The sequence below is a fragment of the Rhizobium sp. ZX09 genome (assembly GCF_017357485.1).
Classification (GTDB): domain Bacteria; phylum Pseudomonadota; class Alphaproteobacteria; order Rhizobiales; family Rhizobiaceae; genus Agrobacterium; species Agrobacterium pusense.
Genome location: NZ_CP031363.1, coordinates 2,237,834 through 2,254,559 on the forward strand (window position 1 = coordinate 2,237,834; position 16,726 = coordinate 2,254,559).

Here is a 16,726-nt window from a genome sequence, read left to right on the forward strand (position 1 = left end):
CTGGGCACGCCGCTGCAAGATCAGGCCGGAAGCAGGTCGGTCCGCACCGCGGCTTTCAGCGGCAGATGATCCGAAGCGATACGCGCCAGTGCGCTGTCATGCGCTTCGACCTGCTCGATCAGCCCTTCACGATTGGCGATGATCCGGTCCAGAGCCAGCACCGGCAGGTTGGACGGAAAACTGGGTACGGCTGGCGGCAAAGCGCCGAAAGCATCGCGAAACGTATTGAGTGACGAACCATTGCCGAGGCGCCATTCATTCAGGTCTCCCATGAGAATGGTCGGGCATTCATCCCTCGCTTCAAGAAGGCCGATCAGAGCCTTCGCCTGCTGGGCGCGGGAATGCCGCAGCAGCCCGAAGTGAGCGGCAATGACCCGCAGGGTGCCGCCGCGCTTCAGATCCAGTTCGACAACGAGCGCGCCACGCGGCTCAAGCCCGGGCAGCTTCAGGGTATGAACCTCCTTGACCGCGCCCTCCTTGAACAGGACGACATTGCCATGCCACCCATGCGCCTTCACCCCGACCTGTACAGGCACGGGGACAAGGCCGCTTTCCCTTTCCAGCCGGGCGAGATCGAGCAGGCCGGTGCGTTCGCCGAAGCGGCTGTCGGCCTCTTGCAGCGCAATGATATCCGCCCCGATTTCCTGAATCACGCGACTGGTGCGATCAGGATCGAACTTGCGGTCCCGGCCCACGCATTTATGCACGTTGTAGGAGGCGATAACGGGAAAATCATGCGCCTTTTCCGCAGGCTTGGCATTCTGCCGCTGACGGTGATTGCGCAGCGAGTCCATCACAAAGGCCGGCAGGCTGGTATTCCGCGCCAGTACCGCTTTTTCGTTTTCCAGCACGCCGTCTTTTTTCACACGTCATCTCCGCTCAAAGATAGGGCGAGGCCAGCCACAGTACCCGTTCCACAAAACGAACAACGAACGGACGCGCTTTCAGTTCGCTCAGTCTCACAGGTATTGCGGCGTCGCGCGCCGTCGAGATCGTCTGCGTGATGGCCTGTCCGAACGCTTCGTCCATAACCTCCAGATCGATCTCGAAATTCAGACGCAAAGAGCGGGGATCGAGATTGGACGAACCGATGTAGCTCCACCGTCCGTCGATCACCAGCATCTTCGAATGATTGAACGCTCCCGTCGCCCTCCATATCCGGCAATAGTTGCGCAACATCTGATCGAACTGCGCCGTCATCGCCCTGTCGACAAGCACCAGATTATTGCTTTTCGGCACGACGATATCAACGACGACGCCGCGTCGCGCCGCCGTAATCAGCGCCGAAATAAGCTCCCGATCCGGGAGAAAATAGGGCGACATGATGAGAATCGACGACCTTGCGATGGAAAAAGCGCCGGTCAGCATCTTGTGATTGGTCTCGATGCTTTTGTCCGGCCCGGAGGAGCAAACGCGGGCAACGATCTGCGAGCCCGGCACGCCTTCGGGAATGGCGATATCCCAGACCGGCGTATCCAGAAGTTCCTTTGTCGTGAAACGCCAGTCTTCCGCCGCAATGGAGAAAAAATCCGCTACCACCGGTCCGCTGATCTTGAAATGTGTGTCGTGCGATTGTCTTCCCTGGCCGAACTCCTCGGTAAAACCCTCGCGTATGTTCATGCCGCCACTAAAGGCGACACGCCCGTCTACCACGAGAATCTTGCGGTGGGTGCGCAGATTGGCGTAGGGCAGCCGCAGCCCCATGATGACGTTACCGTTGAAGACGTTGGCGACGATGCCCCTTTCCCGCAGCGTCGGCAGGATGCTCGGAACCGAATAACGCGCGCCCACGGCATCGATGAGCACCCTCACCTCCACGCCGCGCTGTTTTGCCCGCTGGAGGGCGGAAACGAAGCGGGCGCCGATCCGGTCATTATCGAAAATATATGTTTCGAGGATGATCGACCGTTTCGCCTGCTCGATCGCTTCAAGCATCGCCGCATAGGCGGCGTCACCCGTGGCGATGGGTTCGATGCTGTTGCCAGTCGTCAGTGCATGGCGGGTCACCCGGTCACCCAGTACCTTCATCGCCGCGAAACGGCGGCCGAACCGCTCGGCTACCAGCTCACCGCCAGCGTCGAAACGGGCCACGCGGTCCATGATCTCGTCCTGCATGAAGGACCGCTGCTGGGTGATGTTGGACCGGCGGATGCGGTTGATGCCGGCAATGGCATAGATGACCGCACCGACGATGGGCGACAGCACGATGACACCGACCCAGCCCAGTGCCGAGCGAACTTCTTCCTTCGTCATGGTGGCGTGCACGGCCGCCACGGTTCCCATCAAAACGGAGAGAACGGCAAGAATATGCGGCCAATAGGCGATGATGAGAGCGAGCATGAATACAACTATAGGGCATCAGGCGGAAAAGTGTAACGCGGTTTTCCGAAAGCCGCCGCCTTAACGAGAAATCGGTGCAGCGATCCCGCAACGAGAGGCGTTCCCTGACGGCGGCAAAACGACCGCCATGCTTTTGCGGGACAGACCCTTGCGGGATTAACGGTGGAAACTGGTCTTGCGATATGTCATGAGAGCGCATCTTGATCTTTGGGCGGGGGCAGCATTGGTGGGCTTTCTGCCGCGTTTGAACGCAAGAAGGCCGTGATGCAGGACAATACCCAAGGCGCCGTCATCGTCATTTCCAGCCATGTCATGCGGGGCTCCGTTGGCAACCGCGCGGCAGTCTTCGCGCTGGAGACACTCGGTTTTCCGGTCTGGGCAGTGCCCACCATCGTCATGCCCTGGCATCCCGGCCACGGACCATCCACCCGCATGCGCTTTCAGGACGAAGACTTCGACAAGGCGATGACCGACCTCGAAAACGCCAAATGGATCGGCGAGGTCAAGGCGGTTCTGACCGGTTATTTCGGCAGCGCCGCGCAGGTGCGTGCCGTCGCAAGGCTGATCCGAAATCTCAAGGAAAAGAACCCGGCGCTGATTTACGCCTGCGATCCTGTCATGGGTGATCTGGGCGGACTTTATATTCCCCTTGAGACCGCCGAAGCCATCCGCGATCACCTCATTCCGCTTGCCACGGTCGCCACGCCCAACCGATATGAACTCGCCTGGATGAGCGGCGCCGCGCTTGAGACCAACAGCGCCATCATGGATGCAGCGCTTTCCCTCGGCCCGCCAAAAATGCTGGTCACCTCGGCGGTGCCGATGATGACGGGCGGCACCGGCAACCTTTACCTCAGCGGCCGCCACGCGCTGCTCGCCGAACATCGCGCCATTGAAAATGCGCCTAACGGCCTCGGCGACCTGATGTCGGCGCTGTTTCTTGCCCGCCTGCTGGAAGGTCTGGATGACGAAAAGGCGCTGCAGCTCGCAACCGCCAGCGTGTTCGAAATTCTGGCCCGCACAAAAAAACGCGACATGAACGAACTGACGCTGGAGACGGATTCTTCAAGCCTCTCCACACCCATGGCCATGGTGCAGATGCGTCATCTCTTGCATCCTTCGCGCAGCAAGCGCAAATAGCGGCTAGAGCATTTCCGTGAAACGTGGCCCCCGGTCTTCGTCCGGAAATGCGACAAGCAAGGAGTTGGAGCGGTTTCACGGCTCGAAGAAAAGCGAAAATGCTCCAAAGGATTGGTCTTCAACGCACCGAGTTCTTCCCTTGATCTCGGTCCAACCACAACGGTACTGCGATAGATGAAAGATTTTCCGGAAAACCTTCTCAACGGCTATAAGAACTTCATGAGCGGTCGTTATGCCGACGAGCGCGAAAGATACCGCGTTCTGGCCGATACCGGACAGAAACCGCAGACCCTGTTCATTGCCTGTTGTGACTCCCGCTCCGCGCCGGAAACCATTTTCGACTGCGGCCCGGGAGAGCTTTTTGTCGTCCGCAATGTTGCCAACATGGTGCCGCCCTTCGAGCCGGACGGGCAATATCACGCCACCTCGGCGGCCATCGAATATGCGGTTCAGGTGCTGAAGGTGAAGGATATCGTCGTCATGGGCCACGGTCGCTGCGGCGGCATTCAGGCAGCGCTCGATCCCAATCTGGAGCCGCTGTCGCCCGGTGATTTCATTGGCAAATGGATGAACATGGTCAAGTCGGCCGCCTCGCAAATCCAGAGCAACGACGTCATGACCGCCTCTGAGCGGCAGACGGCGCTGGAACGCGTTTCCATCCGCAACTCCATCGCCAATCTGCGCGGCTTCCCCTTCGTCAAGGCACAGGAAACCGCCGGCAAGGTGAAGCTGCACGGCGCATGGTTCGATATTTCGACCGGCGAATTGTGGGTGATGGACGGCAAGACCGGCGACTTCCGCCGCCCGGATCTGTGATTGGCAGGTAATAGCTACCGGCCAAACTCAACGCTCGTCACCCCGGACTAGATCCGGGGTCCAGCGCGATCAAGTCCTTGATCGCCAAAGACTCTTTCATGGCGCGGACGCGCCGTGACTGGATGCCGGATCAAGTCCGGCATGACGGAAGTGGAATTCGCGCGTGGAAAGCAGCCTTATTGGCCGTCAATCGCCTTGCCGATGAAGGCGATCGCCTGCTGGTAGACACTTGCGGCGTTCCAGCCCTGAATTGCCGCGTAATTCGCCTGCCCCTGCTGGTAGCCTGCACCGCGCTGCCAGCCATGGCCGACGAGGAAGTTCGCGGTGGACGCCAGCGCGTCGGCGCGCGAACCGACGAGATCGATCCGACCGTCGCGGTCGAAATCCACGCCGTAGCGCACGACGTTCAGCGGCAGGAACTGCGTCTGGCCGATTTCACCATGGGCGGCACCCTTGGCGTTGACGTTCAGCGAGCCGCTGCCGACGAGTTTCAGAGCCGCATAAAGCTGCTCGGTGAAATAGTCCGAACGGCGGCAGTCGAAAGCAAGCGTTGAAACGGCGGAAAGCGTGTGCTGGTTGCCCATGAAACCGCCAAAGCCTGTTTCCATGCCCCAGATGGCGAGCAGCGGACCAGCCGGCACGCCATAGGCACGCTCGATGGAGGCGAACAGTGCGGCGTTGTTCTTCTTCATGGTCTTGCCGCGCGAAATGATCGTCTGACCGCCGCGCTTCTGCATGAACTGCTCGAAGGAAAGCTTGAAGCTGTGCTGACCGCGATCGGCGCGGATCGTCGCCTGGTTGTAGGAGACGCCGGAGAAAGCCCGGTCGAGCACCGAGGCGCTGACGCCGCGACCCGCCGCTTCCTGCTTGAAGGCGCTGACCCAGGCATCGAAGCCCGCCGAAGTGTTGCCGCATTGCGCGGCCATAACCGGCGTCGCTGCCAGAACCGAGACCATGGCCACACCAGCCAGAATTACCTTCATTGCCCGCATCAAAATCTGCCTTCGATATCCTTTGGGGAGTTTTTCCCGAGAACCAAACCGTCAATACTGTATGATTCAGGTGCCAAAACTGTCTTTTGGCGGCCTAAATTGCCTTTCGGCAGCAAGGCCTGCAAATAAACTGGCCGTGATCTCGCCAATTATAAAACCCGCCTGCCCCACACAGAACAGACGGGTTATACTTAACGAACCTTAAAAATTCGTATCTCGGATCAGGCGGCCGCCTTGCGCGGCTTGATGAAGCCACGATTGATGAGCAGTTCGGCGATCTGGACGGCGTTAAGGGCAGCACCCTTGCGCAGGTTGTCAGAAACAACCCACAGGTTGAGACCGTTTTCGACAGTCGCATCTTCGCGGATACGCGAGATGTAGGTCGCGTCTTCGCCAGCGGATTCAACCGGCGTGATGTAACCGCCGTTTTCGCGCTTGTCGATCACGAGGCAACCCGGTGCTTCGCGCAGGATGTCACGGGCCTGATCGGCGGTGATCTCGTTTTCGAACTCGATATTGACCGATTCCGAATGGCCGATGAAGACAGGGACGCGCACGGCCGTGCAGGTCACCTTGATCTTCGGATCAAGCATCTTCTTGGTTTCGGCCAGAACCTTCCATTCTTCCTTCGTGTAGCCGTCTTCCATGAAGACGTCGATGTGCGGAATGACGTTGAAGGCGATGCGCTTGGTGAACTTCTTGGCTTCGACCGGGTCAGCCACGAAAACGGCGCGAGTCTGCTGGAAAAGCTCGTCCATGCCTTCCTTGCCGGCGCCGGACACCGACTGATAGGTGGAGACGACGACGCGCTTGATCTTGGCGAAGTCATGCAGCGGCTTCAGCGCGACAACAAGCTGCGCCGTGGAGCAATTGGGGTTGGCGATGATGTTCTTCTTGGTGAAGCCTGCAACCGCATCGGCGTTGACTTCCGGAACGATCAGCGGAACGTCCTGATCGTAGCGCCATGCGGATGAGTTATCGATGACGACGCAGCCCTGCTGGCCGATCTTCGGCGACCACTTCTTGGAAACATCGCCGCCTGCAGACATCAGGCAGATATCCGTGTCGGAAAAATCGTAGTTCTCGAGGTTCGAGACCTTCAGCGTGCGGTCGCCATAGGAGACTTCCGTGCCCTGCGAACGGGCGGAAGCGAGCGGCACGACTTCATCGGCGGGAAAACCGCGTTCGGCCAGGATATTGAGCATTTCGCGACCGACGTTGCCGGTGGCGCCTGCAATTGCAACTTTGAAACCCATGATCAAGCTCTCTTTCTGTCTCTCCTCTTTTTGGTGAGGTGGGAACCCGCATCATCAGATCGCGGCTTCCTCGATCCCCAGCCAAACCGGGGAGAGAGCGGTGGCCAGAGACGTCAGACGGTTTTAATCGTCGTTTTGGCCGTAATTCGGATAGAATAAGAAAGGCGCGGATCATCGCCGGCGGATTGTGCCGGTCCTTCCATGACGAACATGTCTGCAACATGCATGCGCAAGGTGATGCTCCTTCTTCGCGAGAAGCTATTAGAAGGTTTCTCGGTTCTGTCAAGGAAAAAGGCGCGTCATGCAGCCGCTCGGACCAAAGCACAAATCGCCGCAGCGACATATTCGGGACGTTTAACATTAGACTAAAGTCATAATCCGAAAGCATCGCTCTTATTGGGGTTAATTTTCTGTCACTCTCATGATCCGCGCATTGCAGCCGCAAGGTGAGTCCAGAGGAGAGAGTTGGGCTCCGCAATGCGTCGATTGGGACATCTGTGGAGGACAGACAATGGCAAATGTTGCAGCCGTAAGCGGCGCCGCCCGTCCGATGACGGGTGAAGAGAAGAAGGTGATTTTCGCCTCTTCTCTCGGAACAGTCTTCGAATGGTACGATTTCTATCTCTATGGCTCGCTGGCGATTTACATCGGCGCGAACTTCTTCAGCCAGTATCCGGAAACGACGCGTAACATCTTCGCTCTGCTGGCCTTTGCCGCTGGCTTCCTCGTCCGCCCCTTCGGCGCGCTGGTCTTTGGCCGCCTCGGTGATATCGTCGGCCGCAAATATACCTTCCTCATCACCATCCTCATCATGGGTGTGTCCACCTTCCTCGTCGGCGTGCTGCCCAGCGCATCGCAGATCGGCATCGCCGCTCCGATCATCCTGATCGTCCTGCGCATGCTGCAGGGTCTGGCGCTTGGCGGTGAATATGGCGGTGCCGCAACCTATGTTGCCGAACATGCCCCCAACGGTCGCAGAGGCTATTACACCTCCTGGATCCAGACGACGGCAACGCTCGGCCTGTTCCTGTCACTGGTGGTTATCCTCGGCGTGCAGTTCGCGCTCGGCAAGGAAGCTTTCGCTGCCTGGGGCTGGCGCATTCCCTTCCTCGTTTCCGTTCTGCTGCTTGGCGTATCCGTCTGGATCCGTCTGAAGATGAACGAATCCCCCGCCTTCAAGAAGATGAAGGAAGAGGGCAAGACGTCGAAGGCGCCGCTCAGCGAAGCCTTCGGCCAGTGGAAGAACGCCAAGATCGCGCTCATCGCGCTTGTCGGTGCCGTCATCGGCCAGGCCGTTGTCTGGTACACGGGCCAGTTCTACGCCCTTTTCTTCCTGCAGAGCATTCTGAAGGTCGACGGACAGTCGGCCAACATCATGGTGGCGGCAGCGCTCATTCTTGGCACCAGCTTCTTCGTTATCTTCGGCTGGCTTTCAGACAAGATCGGCCGCAAGCCGATCATCATGGCCGGCCTCATCCTTGCCATGCTGACCTACTTCCCGCTGTTCAAGGCACTGACCTGGGCAGGCAACCCGGCGCTTGCACAGGCACAGGCGAGCGTTCGCGCCACCGTGACTGCCGCACCGGGCGACTGCAAGTTCCAGTTCAACCCGACGGGCACGGCGAAGTTCACCACGTCCTGCGATATCGCCACCTCGTTCCTGACACGCAACTCGGTGCCTTACGACGTGGTTGCGGGCGCAGCCGGCCAGCCGGCCACCGTGAAGATCGGCGACGCCACCATTACCAGCTACGACGCCGTCGCCGCCGGCGCGGATGCGGCAGCCAAGGACAAGGCGTTCCAGAAGCAGGTCAACACGGCGCTCCACGATGGCGGTTACCCGCTAGTGCGTGGCGCGGCACAGGTGCCGGACGCGAAACTGGACGCCTTCATTGCCGCAAACCCGGAACTGAACCTCAATGCAGACGCCGTTCGCGCTGCCGACAAGAAGATGGTTGCGACCGACAAGCTGGTGGCTGACAAGCTGCTGACCCCGGCCGAAACCGGTGGTGCAGCCGAAATGGCCGTTTACACCGTGGCCGGCGGCGGCGCCTTCTCCATGGTGGCCGATCCGGCTGCCGTGAACTGGGTTGTCATCATCGCGGTTCTCACCGTCCTCGTGATCTACGTGACGATGGTCTATGGCCCGATCGCAGCTTTGCTGGTCGAACTGTTCCCGACCCGCATCCGCTACTCCGGCATGTCGCTGCCATACCACATCGGCAACGGCTGGTTCGGCGGCCTTCTGCCCGCCACCGCCTTCGCCATGAGCGCGGCCAAGGGGGACATCTATTATGGTCTCTGGTATCCGATCATCTTTGCAGGCATCACGCTGGTCATCGGCATGCTGTTCCTGCCGGAAACCAAGGATCGTGATATCCACGCCATGGATTGAGTGGCAGTCGATGAAACGCAGCAATCACCCGGCGCTTCGGCGCCGGGTTTTTTGTTGCCGCCGTACCGCCATCGCCGAAAATGGGCTTTTCCAGCCTGTCAATCCGCCGCAGGTAGAAAAACAGCAAGAACAAGACAAAAACACTCGAAATGGGCTATGACGGCTTATCAGGACGGGAATGGGAGAGCAGTTTTGAGAATCGGGACACCTAAGGAATTATATGGGGGCGAAGCCCGCGTTGGCATGACGCCGGATAGCGCTCAGGCTTTGCAGAAACTGGGATATGATTGCGTCATCGAAGCCGGCGCCGGCAAGGCGGCCGGTTTTTCTGACGACGCCTATCGCGCCGCAGGCGTGACCGTGGTCGACAGCGCTGAGGCGCTTTACACCGGCTCCGAAATCATCGCCAAGGTTCGTCCGCCTGAAACCTCGGAGATTGATCGCCTGTCTTCTGACAAGACGCTGATCTCGTTTTTCTATCCCGCCCAGAACAAGGACCTTCTGGAGCAGGCGAAGGAAAAGGGCGCTAACGTCATCGCCATGGACATGGTGCCGCGCATTTCCCGCGCCCAGAAGATGGACGCGCTCTCCTCCATGGCCAATATCGCCGGTTATCGCGCGGTGATCGAGGCCGGCAATAATTTCGGCCGGTTCTTCACCGGGCAGGTCACCGCCGCCGGCAAGGTGCCCCCCGCCAAGGTGCTGGTCATCGGTGCCGGCGTTGCCGGTCTTGCCGCCATCGGCACGGCCACATCGCTCGGCGCGATCACCTATGCCTTCGACGTTCGCCCTGAAGTGGCCGAGCAGATCGAATCCATGGGCGCGGAATTCGTCTATCTCGATTTTGCCGACCAGCAGCAGGATGGCGCAGCGACCGGCGGTTATGCCGCCCCCTCCTCGCCGGAATTCCGCGAGAAGCAGCTGGAGAAATTCCGTGAACTCGCACCGCAGATCGACATCGTCATCACCACGGCGCTGATACCGGGCCGCGACGCCCCGAAACTGTGGCTTGCCGACATGGTGGCGATGATGAAGCCGGGTTCGGTCATCATCGACCTCGCCGCCGAGCGCGGCGGTAATTGCGATCTGACGGTTCCCGACCAGCGCGTCGTGTCCGACAACGGCGTCATCGTCATCGGCTACACCGATTTCCCAAGCCGCATGGCGACGCAGGCCTCGACCCTCTACGCTACCAACATCCGTCACATGATGACCGATCTGACGCCTGCCAAGGATGGCAAGCTCGTTCATAACATGGAAGATGACGTCATCCGCGGCGCGACGGTCACCTATGGGGGCGAAATCACATATCCTCCGCCGCCACCCAAAATTCAGGCCATTGCCGCGCAGAAACCGAAGGAAAAAGCAAAAGAGCTGACGCCGGAGGAGAAACACGCCAGGGAAAAGGCCGAGTTCAAGGCACAGACCAAGAACCAGGTCGGGCTTCTGGTCGCCGGCACGGCCGTATTGCTGCTCGTTGGCCTCTACGCGCCGGCAAGCTTCATGAGCCACTTCATCGTCTTCGTGCTTGCCTGCTTCGTCGGCTTCCAGGTGATCTGGAATGTCAGTCACTCGCTGCACACGCCGCTGATGGCCGTGACCAACGCGATTTCCGGCATCGTCATCATCGGTGCGCTGCTGCAGATCGGCTCCGGCAACTGGCTGGTGGTGATCCTCGCCTCGCTTTCCGTCCTGATCGCGACGATCAACATCGTCGGCGGTTTCCTCGTGACACGGCGCATGCTCGCCATGTTCCAGAAGTCCTGAGCCAAGCGGGGAATCAAATAAATGATCATTGGTATTGTTTCCGCGGCCTATGTTGCCGCAGCCGTTCTTTTCATCCTCTCGCTCGGCGGTCTCTCCGGCCAGGAAAGCGCCAAACGTGCCGTCTGGTACGGCATAACAGGCATGGGCCTCGCCATCATCGCCACCGTCTTCGGCCCTGAAATCAGCAAGGGCGTCGGGCAATGGCTCGTCGTGCTCCTGATGCTGGCCGGCGGCTCCGTGCTCGGCTACTTCGTCGCAAGCCGTGTACAGATGACCGAGATGCCGCAGCTTGTGGCGGCGCTTCACTCCTTCGTCGGCCTTGCCGCCGTTTTCATCGGCTTCAACGCCCATATCGAGGAAGCGCATGTCGCCTCGCTCGATGAAACCGCGCGTTCCTTGCTGACGGGCTTTTCCGCTATCCTCGCCCACAAGACGCCGGTGGAACTGGCGATCATGAAGGTCGAGGTCTTCCTCGGCGTTTTCATCGGCGCGGTGACCTTCACCGGCTCTGTCGTTGCCTTCGGCAAGCTTGCCGGCAAGGTGGATGGCAAGGCGAAGAAGCTGCCGGGCGGGCATCTGCTGAACGCTGGTGCTGCGATCCTGTCGCTCGTGCTGCTCATCATGTATTGCAACGGCGCAGGCGCATGGACGCTCGTCCTGATGACGCTTGCCGCCTTCTTTATCGGTTACCACCTGATCATGGGCATTGGCGGCGCCGACATGCCTGTCGTCGTCTCGATGTTGAACAGCTATTCCGGCTGGGCGGCAGCAGCCATCGGCTTCACGCTCGGCAACGATCTGCTGATCGTCACGGGCGCGCTGGTCGGCTCCTCGGGTGCGATTCTCTCCTACATCATGTGCAAGGCGATGAACCGCTCCTTCATCTCGGTCATCCTCGGCGGCTTCGGCGGCACGACGGGCCCGGCGATGGAAATCGAGGGCGAACAGGTCGCGATCGACGCCGAAGGCGTGGCCGCAGCGCTGAACGACGCCGACAGCGTCATCATCGTGCCCGGTTACGGCATGGCGGTGGCGCAGGCGCAATCGGCCGTATCGGAACTGACCCGCAAGCTGCGCGCCGACGGCAAGACCGTGCGCTTCGCCATCCATCCGGTGGCTGGCCGTCTTCCGGGCCACATGAACGTGCTGCTCGCCGAAGCGAAGGTGCCTTACGACATCGTGCTCGAAATGGACGAGATCAACGACGATTTCCCAAGCACCGACGTCGTCATCGTCATCGGCTCCAACGACATCGTCAACCCGGCAGCGCAGGACGACCCCAACTCGCCCATCGCGGGCATGCCGGTTCTGGAAGTGTGGAAGTCGAAACTCGTCATTGTCTCCAAGCGCGGCCAGGGCACGGGCTATTCCGGCATCGAGAATCCGCTGTTCTACAAGGACAATACGCGGATGTTCTATGGCGATGCGAAAAAGTCGATCAACGACCTTCTGCCGTTGATCAAGTAAATGAGAAGGGCGTTTCCGGGAGACCGGGAACGCCCTTCGAATTTCTGAGAAACGACTATACGTTTCGTCCGGGGTGACGGTGTGCGGATGCTATGGCCGCGCCAAACAGAATCGTCCCGCGGGATGTTGTCGATAGACCGCCTTCAAAGCACCCGGTAACGCCGGTTGAAATACATCAGCGCCTCATCACCCGCATTGATCTTCATATCCACAACCTCGCAGATGAGAATATCGTGCGTGCCGCCGTCATGGGCCTCGCGGATACGGCAATCGAATGAGACGAGCGCATCTTCGAGAACCGGCGCACCGGTTTCGAGCACGCCCCAGTTGCCCGCAGCGAAACGTTCCTCGGCAGGCGTCTTGCCGCCGAAAAGCGTGCTCAGCACCTCATGATGGGCGGCGAGCGTGTTGACGCAGACCACACCATTGGCCTTCACCACCCTGTAAGCGGAAGAATTGCGGTTGAGGCAGATGAGAAGCGTGGGAGGATTGTCGGAAACGCTGCAAACCGCCGTCGCGGCGAAGCCTGCCCGGCCTGCGGCGCCATCCGTCGTGACGATATTGACCGCCGCACCGAGCCGCGCCATGGCGTTTCTATAATCGAGGCTGCGTTGCTCTGCAGTCTTCGTCTCCATTGCCGCTTCCTTTTCAAGAGACATCATCTGCATCTAACCCATCCTTCCTTAACAGGCCATCAAGCCAGCACACAGGCGTCGTCAAAGCCAAGGCGCGGCAGGCGGCCAAAGAGTTTTGACGGATCGCCATGACCGAGATTGATGAGGAAATTGGATTTCCACGTCGTGCCGGCAAAAAACGCCGCATCCACCTTGCCCTTGTCGAAACCGGACATGGCCCCGGTATCCAACCCCAGCGCGCGGGCGGCAAGGATCAGATATCCGGCCTGAAGCGTGGCATTGCGAAAGGCAGTTTCTTCGGCCACGGCAGGGCTGGAGGTAAACCACGAACGCGCATCGGCGTGCGGAAACAGTTCCGGCAGTTTCTCGTAAAATTCGCTGTCGATGGCAGCGATGACGGTGACCGGCGCGGCCATGGTCTTTTCGAGATTGCCCGAGGAGAGTGCCGGCCGAAGCTTTTCCTTGGCTTCCGGGCTGCGCACGAAGACGAAACGTGCCGGCGAGCAATTGGCCGAAGTCGGTCCCATCTTCGTCAGGTCGTAAAGCGCGTGCAGCGTCTCGTCACTGATCGGCTTGTCCGTCCAGCCATTGTGGGTGCGTGCTTCGGTGAAAAGCGTTGCGAGTGCTGCATCATCCAGTGCTTTCGTCATCGTGCTCTAAAATCCTGTCAGAATGTTTGGTCAACCGGCAGCAGAAACTGCAAAAGCCGGGCGTTGAAAAGGTCGGGTTCGGTAATATTGACCGCGTGAGCCCCGAAATCGAGAAGGCAAAGCTCGCTTTGCGGCAAACCGTCGGCAAGACGCAACGAGCGGGTATAGGGCACCAGAAGATCGTCCTTCGTTGCCACCACCAGCACCGGGCTCCCTATCTCGCCAAGCCGTGCGTCCATATCGAAGGCCCGCAGCGCCGCAATGCGGCGGAGCACATTGTCCTTGCCCTGAAAATGCGCCACGCCATGGGCATCGTCCCGTGCCAGCCGCTCCTGATTGTCAGACATCCACGCCGCCGGATAAAGGAACAGCGGCTGCGCTCTGACAAAAGCCTCGACGCCCGACTTTTCCAGAAGCTCAATCCGCACATCAAAGCAGCGCTCGGAATGCGGATCGGCCTTGCTCCACGCGTTGATAAGCACCAGCCGGTCGATAAGGCCGGGCCGCCGCAGCGCGATATCAAGGCCGATCAGGCCACCGAGGGCATGTCCCATGAAGTGGAATTTTTCGAGGTTCAGGGCTGAGACAATTTCCAGCACATCATCCGCCATGGCGGAAATGCCGCCATCGAGCGGCACCTCGCCGCCTGTCCTGCCTGTTCCGCGATGGTCATAGGTGACGACCCGGAAATGGCCGGAAAGAGCCTCGATCTGCGGCGTCCAGTAAGCACCCGATCCGCCCAGTCCCGAGGACAACAGTATAGTGGGGGCCTCAGGCTCGGTGCGACCATGAACCTCGAAATGCATCATCTCCCGCTTCGCCCTATTTGCCGATATGGGCGACGGTGGCGATTTCCACCAGCGCGTCGGGCTTGACGAGGCCGCACTGGATGCAATAACGCGCCGGCTTGTCGCCGGGGAAATATTCCGCATAGACCGCGTTGACGGCCTGATAATTCGCCCAGTCGGTGATGAAGATGTGGTTCATCGTCACGTCTTCCATCGTGCCGCCGGCGGTCTCGATGACCGACTTGATGGTTTCCAGAACATGGCGGGTCTGCGCGCTGGCATCGCCCACATGCACGACATTGTTGTCCTTGTCGAAGGGCAGCGTGCCGGACACGTAAACCACGCCATCGGCGAGGGTTCCCGGCGAAAAGGGAGCGATGGGTTTGCTGGTGCCAACGGGCACGATGATCGTTTTCGGCATTTCGTTCTCCTCTTTGTGGTTCTCAATCAATCGGTGACGGGGGCTGCCTGCGAAATCACGCCGCAGAAATCATTGACGGTGGCAACCCAGCCGAAAAACTTCTCGACATTGTAGACCGTCGCCTGCTGAATAAAGTCCGGACCGAGATGATGGGTGGCATCCTCCAGCATCACCCCGAAATATTCGAGGTGGAAGGCATCGCGCAGCGAGCTTTCCACGCAGACATTGGTGGCGATGCCGACAAAGACCAGATTGCGGATGCCGCGGGCGCGCAACACGCTGTCCATATTGGTGTTGAAGAAACCGCTGTAACGCGTTTTCGGCACCAGAATATCGCCGGGCTGCGGTTGCAGCTCATCGACAATGGCGTAGTCCCATGTGCCCTTGGCCAGCAGCTGGCCCTGCAGTTCCGGCCTTTTGCGCATGGTCTTCAGCGCATTGGACTTGTGCCAGTTGGGCGAACCCGGCCCGCCCGCCTCGACATAGTCCTTGTCCCAGCCATTCTGGAAATAGATGACCTGGACACCGGCGGCCCGCGCCGCATCCAGCGTCTCTTTGATGTTGGCGATGGTGCCTTTTGCGCCTGAGATATCGAACCCGGCCAGATCGACGTAACCGCCCTCGGTCGAATAGGCGTTCTGCATGTCGACTACGACAACGGCGGTCTCGCTGGGTTTCAGGGTAATCGGCTCCGGCCTTGCGGGAAGCGTCACGCTTTCCGAACGGCTCTCCGGGCCCTTGTAACCTGCCACGACGGCTTCGCTCATTCCGCTGCCTCCCGTGCCGCTCGAACATGCGCGCGGCTCTTCATCAGCGGCTGCACGTATTTGCCGAATTTTTCGACCCCTTCGAGGAAATCATCGAAGGTCAGCATCACGCCCCCCGTTCCCGGCACCTCGCTCATTTCATCCAGCATGGCCGCCACTTCCTCATAGGAGCCGATCAACGTTCCCATGTTGATATTGACCGCAGAGACGGGGTTGGACATATGCCGGACATTGGTGTCGGAGCCGGATTTGGTGTCAACGGCGCTCTGCAGGCCAAGCCACTTGATGGCGTCTTCATCGGCACCTGCCTTGTAATACTCCCACTTCGCCCAGGCATCTTCGGATTTTTCCTCGGCAAGAATCATGGTCAGCACCACGGATTTAACCTCGCGGCCGGACTTTTCCGTTGCCGCCAGAAGCCGCTCATTGGTGGGCGCAAAGGCCTTTGGCGTGTTGACGCCAACGCCGAAGCAGAAGCTGTAGTCGGCGAATTTGGCCGAAAACGCCATGCCGGAATTGGACGACCCGGCGCAGATGAGCTTCACATCACCCTGCGGCACCGGCTTCATGCGGCAATCGTCCATCTGGAAGAACTTGCCCTTGTAGTCCGACTGACCTTCCGTCAGCAGCTCTTTCAGCACAGTCGTATATTCGCCGAGATATTCGTAGCGGTCGCCGAAATAATCGTCACCCGGCCAAAGACCCATCTGGCTATATTCCGGCCGCTGCCAGCCGGTAATGAGGTTGATGCCGAAACGGCCACCGGAAATGGAATCGATCGTCGTCGCCATACGCGCAACGATCGCCGGCGGCATCACCAGCGTGGCGGCGGTGCCGAACAGCTTGATCTTTGACGTGACGGCGGCCAGCCCCGCCATCAGCGTGAAGGATTCCAGATTGTAATCCCAGAATTCGGTCTTGCCGCCAAAGCCGCGCAACTTGATCATCGACAGCGCAAAGTCAAAACCATATTGCTCCGCCTTGAGCGTGATCGCCTTGTTCAGGTCGAAGCTCGGCTTGTATTGCGGCGCGTTTTCGGAAAGAAGCCACCCATTGTTCCCGATCGGGATAAAAACACCAATTTCCATTTTGCTGTTCCCTTTTTTGCGTCAGGTGTCTCCTGACTTGCCAAAAGAGTAGCAGGTTCTGTGCCAGACCAAATAAAATAATTTTATCAAATGGATAAAATTTCGGGACAAATCGAGCTTTGACAGAAAGGCAAATTTTTTATCATTTGGTAAAAATATTTGCCTGTTTATTCAGCAAATATTGAGAGCGGCACATCAAAGGCG

General features: G+C 59.3%; 15 protein-coding genes. 5 read left to right on the forward strand and 10 right to left on the reverse strand.

Annotated features, from left to right (window positions below):
- Positions 1 to 20: 20 nt before the first annotated feature.
- The gene (locus BTN45_RS11195; protein ID WP_004443473.1) at positions 21 to 866 is read right to left on the reverse strand and encodes an endonuclease/exonuclease/phosphatase family protein; all 846 of its coding nucleotides are present in this window, start codon (positions 864 to 866) and stop codon (positions 21 to 23) included.
- Between the two features lie 13 nt (positions 867 to 879).
- Entirely contained in the window at positions 880 to 2,340 is a 1,461-nt protein-coding gene (locus BTN45_RS11200; protein ID WP_004443474.1) for a phosphatidylserine/phosphatidylglycerophosphate/cardiolipin synthase family protein, read from the reverse strand.
- 264 nt (positions 2,341 to 2,604) lie between these two features.
- Here BTN45_RS11200 and pdxY point away from each other — a divergent pair, with 264 nt between their 5' ends.
- Both pdxY and BTN45_RS11210 read left to right on the forward strand, forming a co-directional pair.
- Entirely contained in the window at positions 2,605 to 3,480 is an 876-nt protein-coding gene (gene pdxY / locus BTN45_RS11205; RefSeq protein ID WP_004443475.1) for a pyridoxal kinase PdxY, read from the forward strand.
- A 174-nt stretch (positions 3,481 to 3,654) separates the two neighbouring features.
- Positions 3,655 to 4,296, forward strand: a complete 642-nt coding sequence (locus tag BTN45_RS11210) for a carbonic anhydrase (RefSeq protein WP_004443476.1) — start codon at positions 3,655 to 3,657, stop codon at positions 4,294 to 4,296.
- 176 nt (positions 4,297 to 4,472) lie between these two features.
- Here BTN45_RS11210 and BTN45_RS11215 read toward each other — a convergent pair whose 3' ends face one another.
- Positions 4,473 to 5,288, reverse strand: a complete 816-nt coding sequence (locus BTN45_RS11215; RefSeq protein WP_004443477.1) for a lytic transglycosylase domain-containing protein — start codon at positions 5,286 to 5,288, stop codon at positions 4,473 to 4,475.
- A gap of 221 nt (positions 5,289 to 5,509) precedes the next feature.
- A complete protein-coding gene (locus BTN45_RS11220; protein ID WP_003522626.1) occupies positions 5,510 to 6,544 on the reverse strand; it encodes an aspartate-semialdehyde dehydrogenase in 1,035 nt (344 codons plus the stop codon).
- Positions 6,545 to 7,055: 511 nt separating this feature from the next.
- Here BTN45_RS11220 and BTN45_RS11225 point away from each other — a divergent pair.
- The 3 genes from BTN45_RS11225 to BTN45_RS11235 all read left to right on the forward strand — a co-directional run bounded on the left by BTN45_RS11225 (position 7,056) and on the right by BTN45_RS11235 (position 12,173).
- Positions 7,056 to 8,939, forward strand: coding sequence for an MFS transporter (locus BTN45_RS11225; RefSeq protein ID WP_004443480.1), 1,884 nt, complete (start codon positions 7,056 to 7,058; stop codon positions 8,937 to 8,939).
- A gap of 192 nt (positions 8,940 to 9,131) precedes the next feature.
- Positions 9,132 to 10,706, forward strand: a complete 1,575-nt coding sequence (locus tag BTN45_RS11230) for a Re/Si-specific NAD(P)(+) transhydrogenase subunit alpha (protein ID WP_207587778.1) — start codon at positions 9,132 to 9,134, stop codon at positions 10,704 to 10,706.
- Between the two features lie 21 nt (positions 10,707 to 10,727).
- Positions 10,728 to 12,173 (forward strand): NAD(P)(+) transhydrogenase (Re/Si-specific) subunit beta, encoded by a 1,446-nt coding sequence (locus BTN45_RS11235; protein ID WP_112765887.1) that lies wholly within the window; start codon positions 10,728 to 10,730, stop codon positions 12,171 to 12,173.
- Positions 12,174 to 12,316: 143 nt separating this feature from the next.
- Here the strand turns inward: BTN45_RS11235 and rutF are convergent, their stop codons facing one another.
- Genes rutF through rutA form a run of 6 tightly spaced genes read right to left on the reverse strand, consistent with a single transcriptional unit; the run spans position 12,317 to position 16,522 of the window.
- Positions 12,317 to 12,841, reverse strand: a complete 525-nt coding sequence (gene rutF, locus BTN45_RS11240) for an NADH-dependent FMN reductase RutF (protein WP_004443483.1) — start codon at positions 12,839 to 12,841, stop codon at positions 12,317 to 12,319.
- Positions 12,842 to 12,867: 26 nt separating this feature from the next.
- Positions 12,868 to 13,458, reverse strand: a complete 591-nt coding sequence (locus BTN45_RS11245) for a malonic semialdehyde reductase (RefSeq protein ID WP_022556850.1) — start codon at positions 13,456 to 13,458, stop codon at positions 12,868 to 12,870.
- A gap of 17 nt (positions 13,459 to 13,475) precedes the next feature.
- The gene (rutD, locus tag BTN45_RS11250; protein WP_162699326.1) at positions 13,476 to 14,267 is read right to left on the reverse strand and encodes a pyrimidine utilization protein D; all 792 of its coding nucleotides are present in this window, start codon (positions 14,265 to 14,267) and stop codon (positions 13,476 to 13,478) included.
- A gap of 13 nt (positions 14,268 to 14,280) precedes the next feature.
- A complete protein-coding gene (gene rutC / locus BTN45_RS11255) occupies positions 14,281 to 14,667 on the reverse strand; it encodes a pyrimidine utilization protein C (protein WP_112765888.1) in 387 nt (128 codons plus the stop codon).
- Between the two features lie 26 nt (positions 14,668 to 14,693).
- A complete protein-coding gene (gene rutB / locus BTN45_RS11260) occupies positions 14,694 to 15,434 on the reverse strand; it encodes a pyrimidine utilization protein B (RefSeq protein WP_207587786.1) in 741 nt (246 codons plus the stop codon).
- A complete protein-coding gene (gene rutA / locus BTN45_RS11265) occupies positions 15,431 to 16,522 on the reverse strand; it encodes a pyrimidine utilization protein A (RefSeq protein ID WP_207587788.1) in 1,092 nt (363 codons plus the stop codon). Before rutA ends, rutB begins: the two co-directional genes overlap by 4 nt.
- Positions 16,523 to 16,726: the final 204 nt, after the last annotated feature.

Excerpts from the sequence above, each read along its gene's own strand:
- BTN45_RS11200 (WP_004443474.1), bottom strand. The coding sequence starts at position 2,340 with ATGCTCGCTCTCATCATCGCCTATTGGCCGCATATTCTTGCCGTTCTC.
- pdxY (WP_004443475.1), top strand. The coding sequence starts at position 2,605 with ATGCAGGACAATACCCAAGGCGCCGTCATCGTCATTTCCAGCCATGTC.
- BTN45_RS11210 (WP_004443476.1), top strand. The coding sequence starts at position 3,655 with ATGAAAGATTTTCCGGAAAACCTTCTCAACGGCTATAAGAACTTCATG.
- BTN45_RS11215 (WP_004443477.1), bottom strand. The coding sequence starts at position 5,288 with ATGCGGGCAATGAAGGTAATTCTGGCTGGTGTGGCCATGGTCTCGGTT.
- BTN45_RS11220 (WP_003522626.1), bottom strand. The coding sequence starts at position 6,544 with ATGGGTTTCAAAGTTGCAATTGCAGGCGCCACCGGCAACGTCGGTCGC.
- BTN45_RS11225 (WP_004443480.1), top strand. The coding sequence starts at position 7,056 with ATGGCAAATGTTGCAGCCGTAAGCGGCGCCGCCCGTCCGATGACGGGT.
- BTN45_RS11235 (WP_112765887.1), top strand. The coding sequence starts at position 10,728 with ATGATCATTGGTATTGTTTCCGCGGCCTATGTTGCCGCAGCCGTTCTT.
- rutF (WP_004443483.1), bottom strand. The coding sequence starts at position 12,841 with ATGCAGATGATGTCTCTTGAAAAGGAAGCGGCAATGGAGACGAAGACT.
- BTN45_RS11245 (WP_022556850.1), bottom strand. The coding sequence starts at position 13,458 with ATGACGAAAGCACTGGATGATGCAGCACTCGCAACGCTTTTCACCGAA.
- rutD (WP_162699326.1), bottom strand. The coding sequence starts at position 14,267 with ATGATGCATTTCGAGGTTCATGGTCGCACCGAGCCTGAGGCCCCCACT.
- rutC (WP_112765888.1), bottom strand. The coding sequence starts at position 14,667 with ATGCCGAAAACGATCATCGTGCCCGTTGGCACCAGCAAACCCATCGCT.
- rutB (WP_207587786.1), bottom strand. The coding sequence starts at position 15,434 with ATGAGCGAAGCCGTCGTGGCAGGTTACAAGGGCCCGGAGAGCCGTTCG.
- rutA (WP_207587788.1), bottom strand. The coding sequence starts at position 16,522 with ATGGAAATTGGTGTTTTTATCCCGATCGGGAACAATGGGTGGCTTCTT.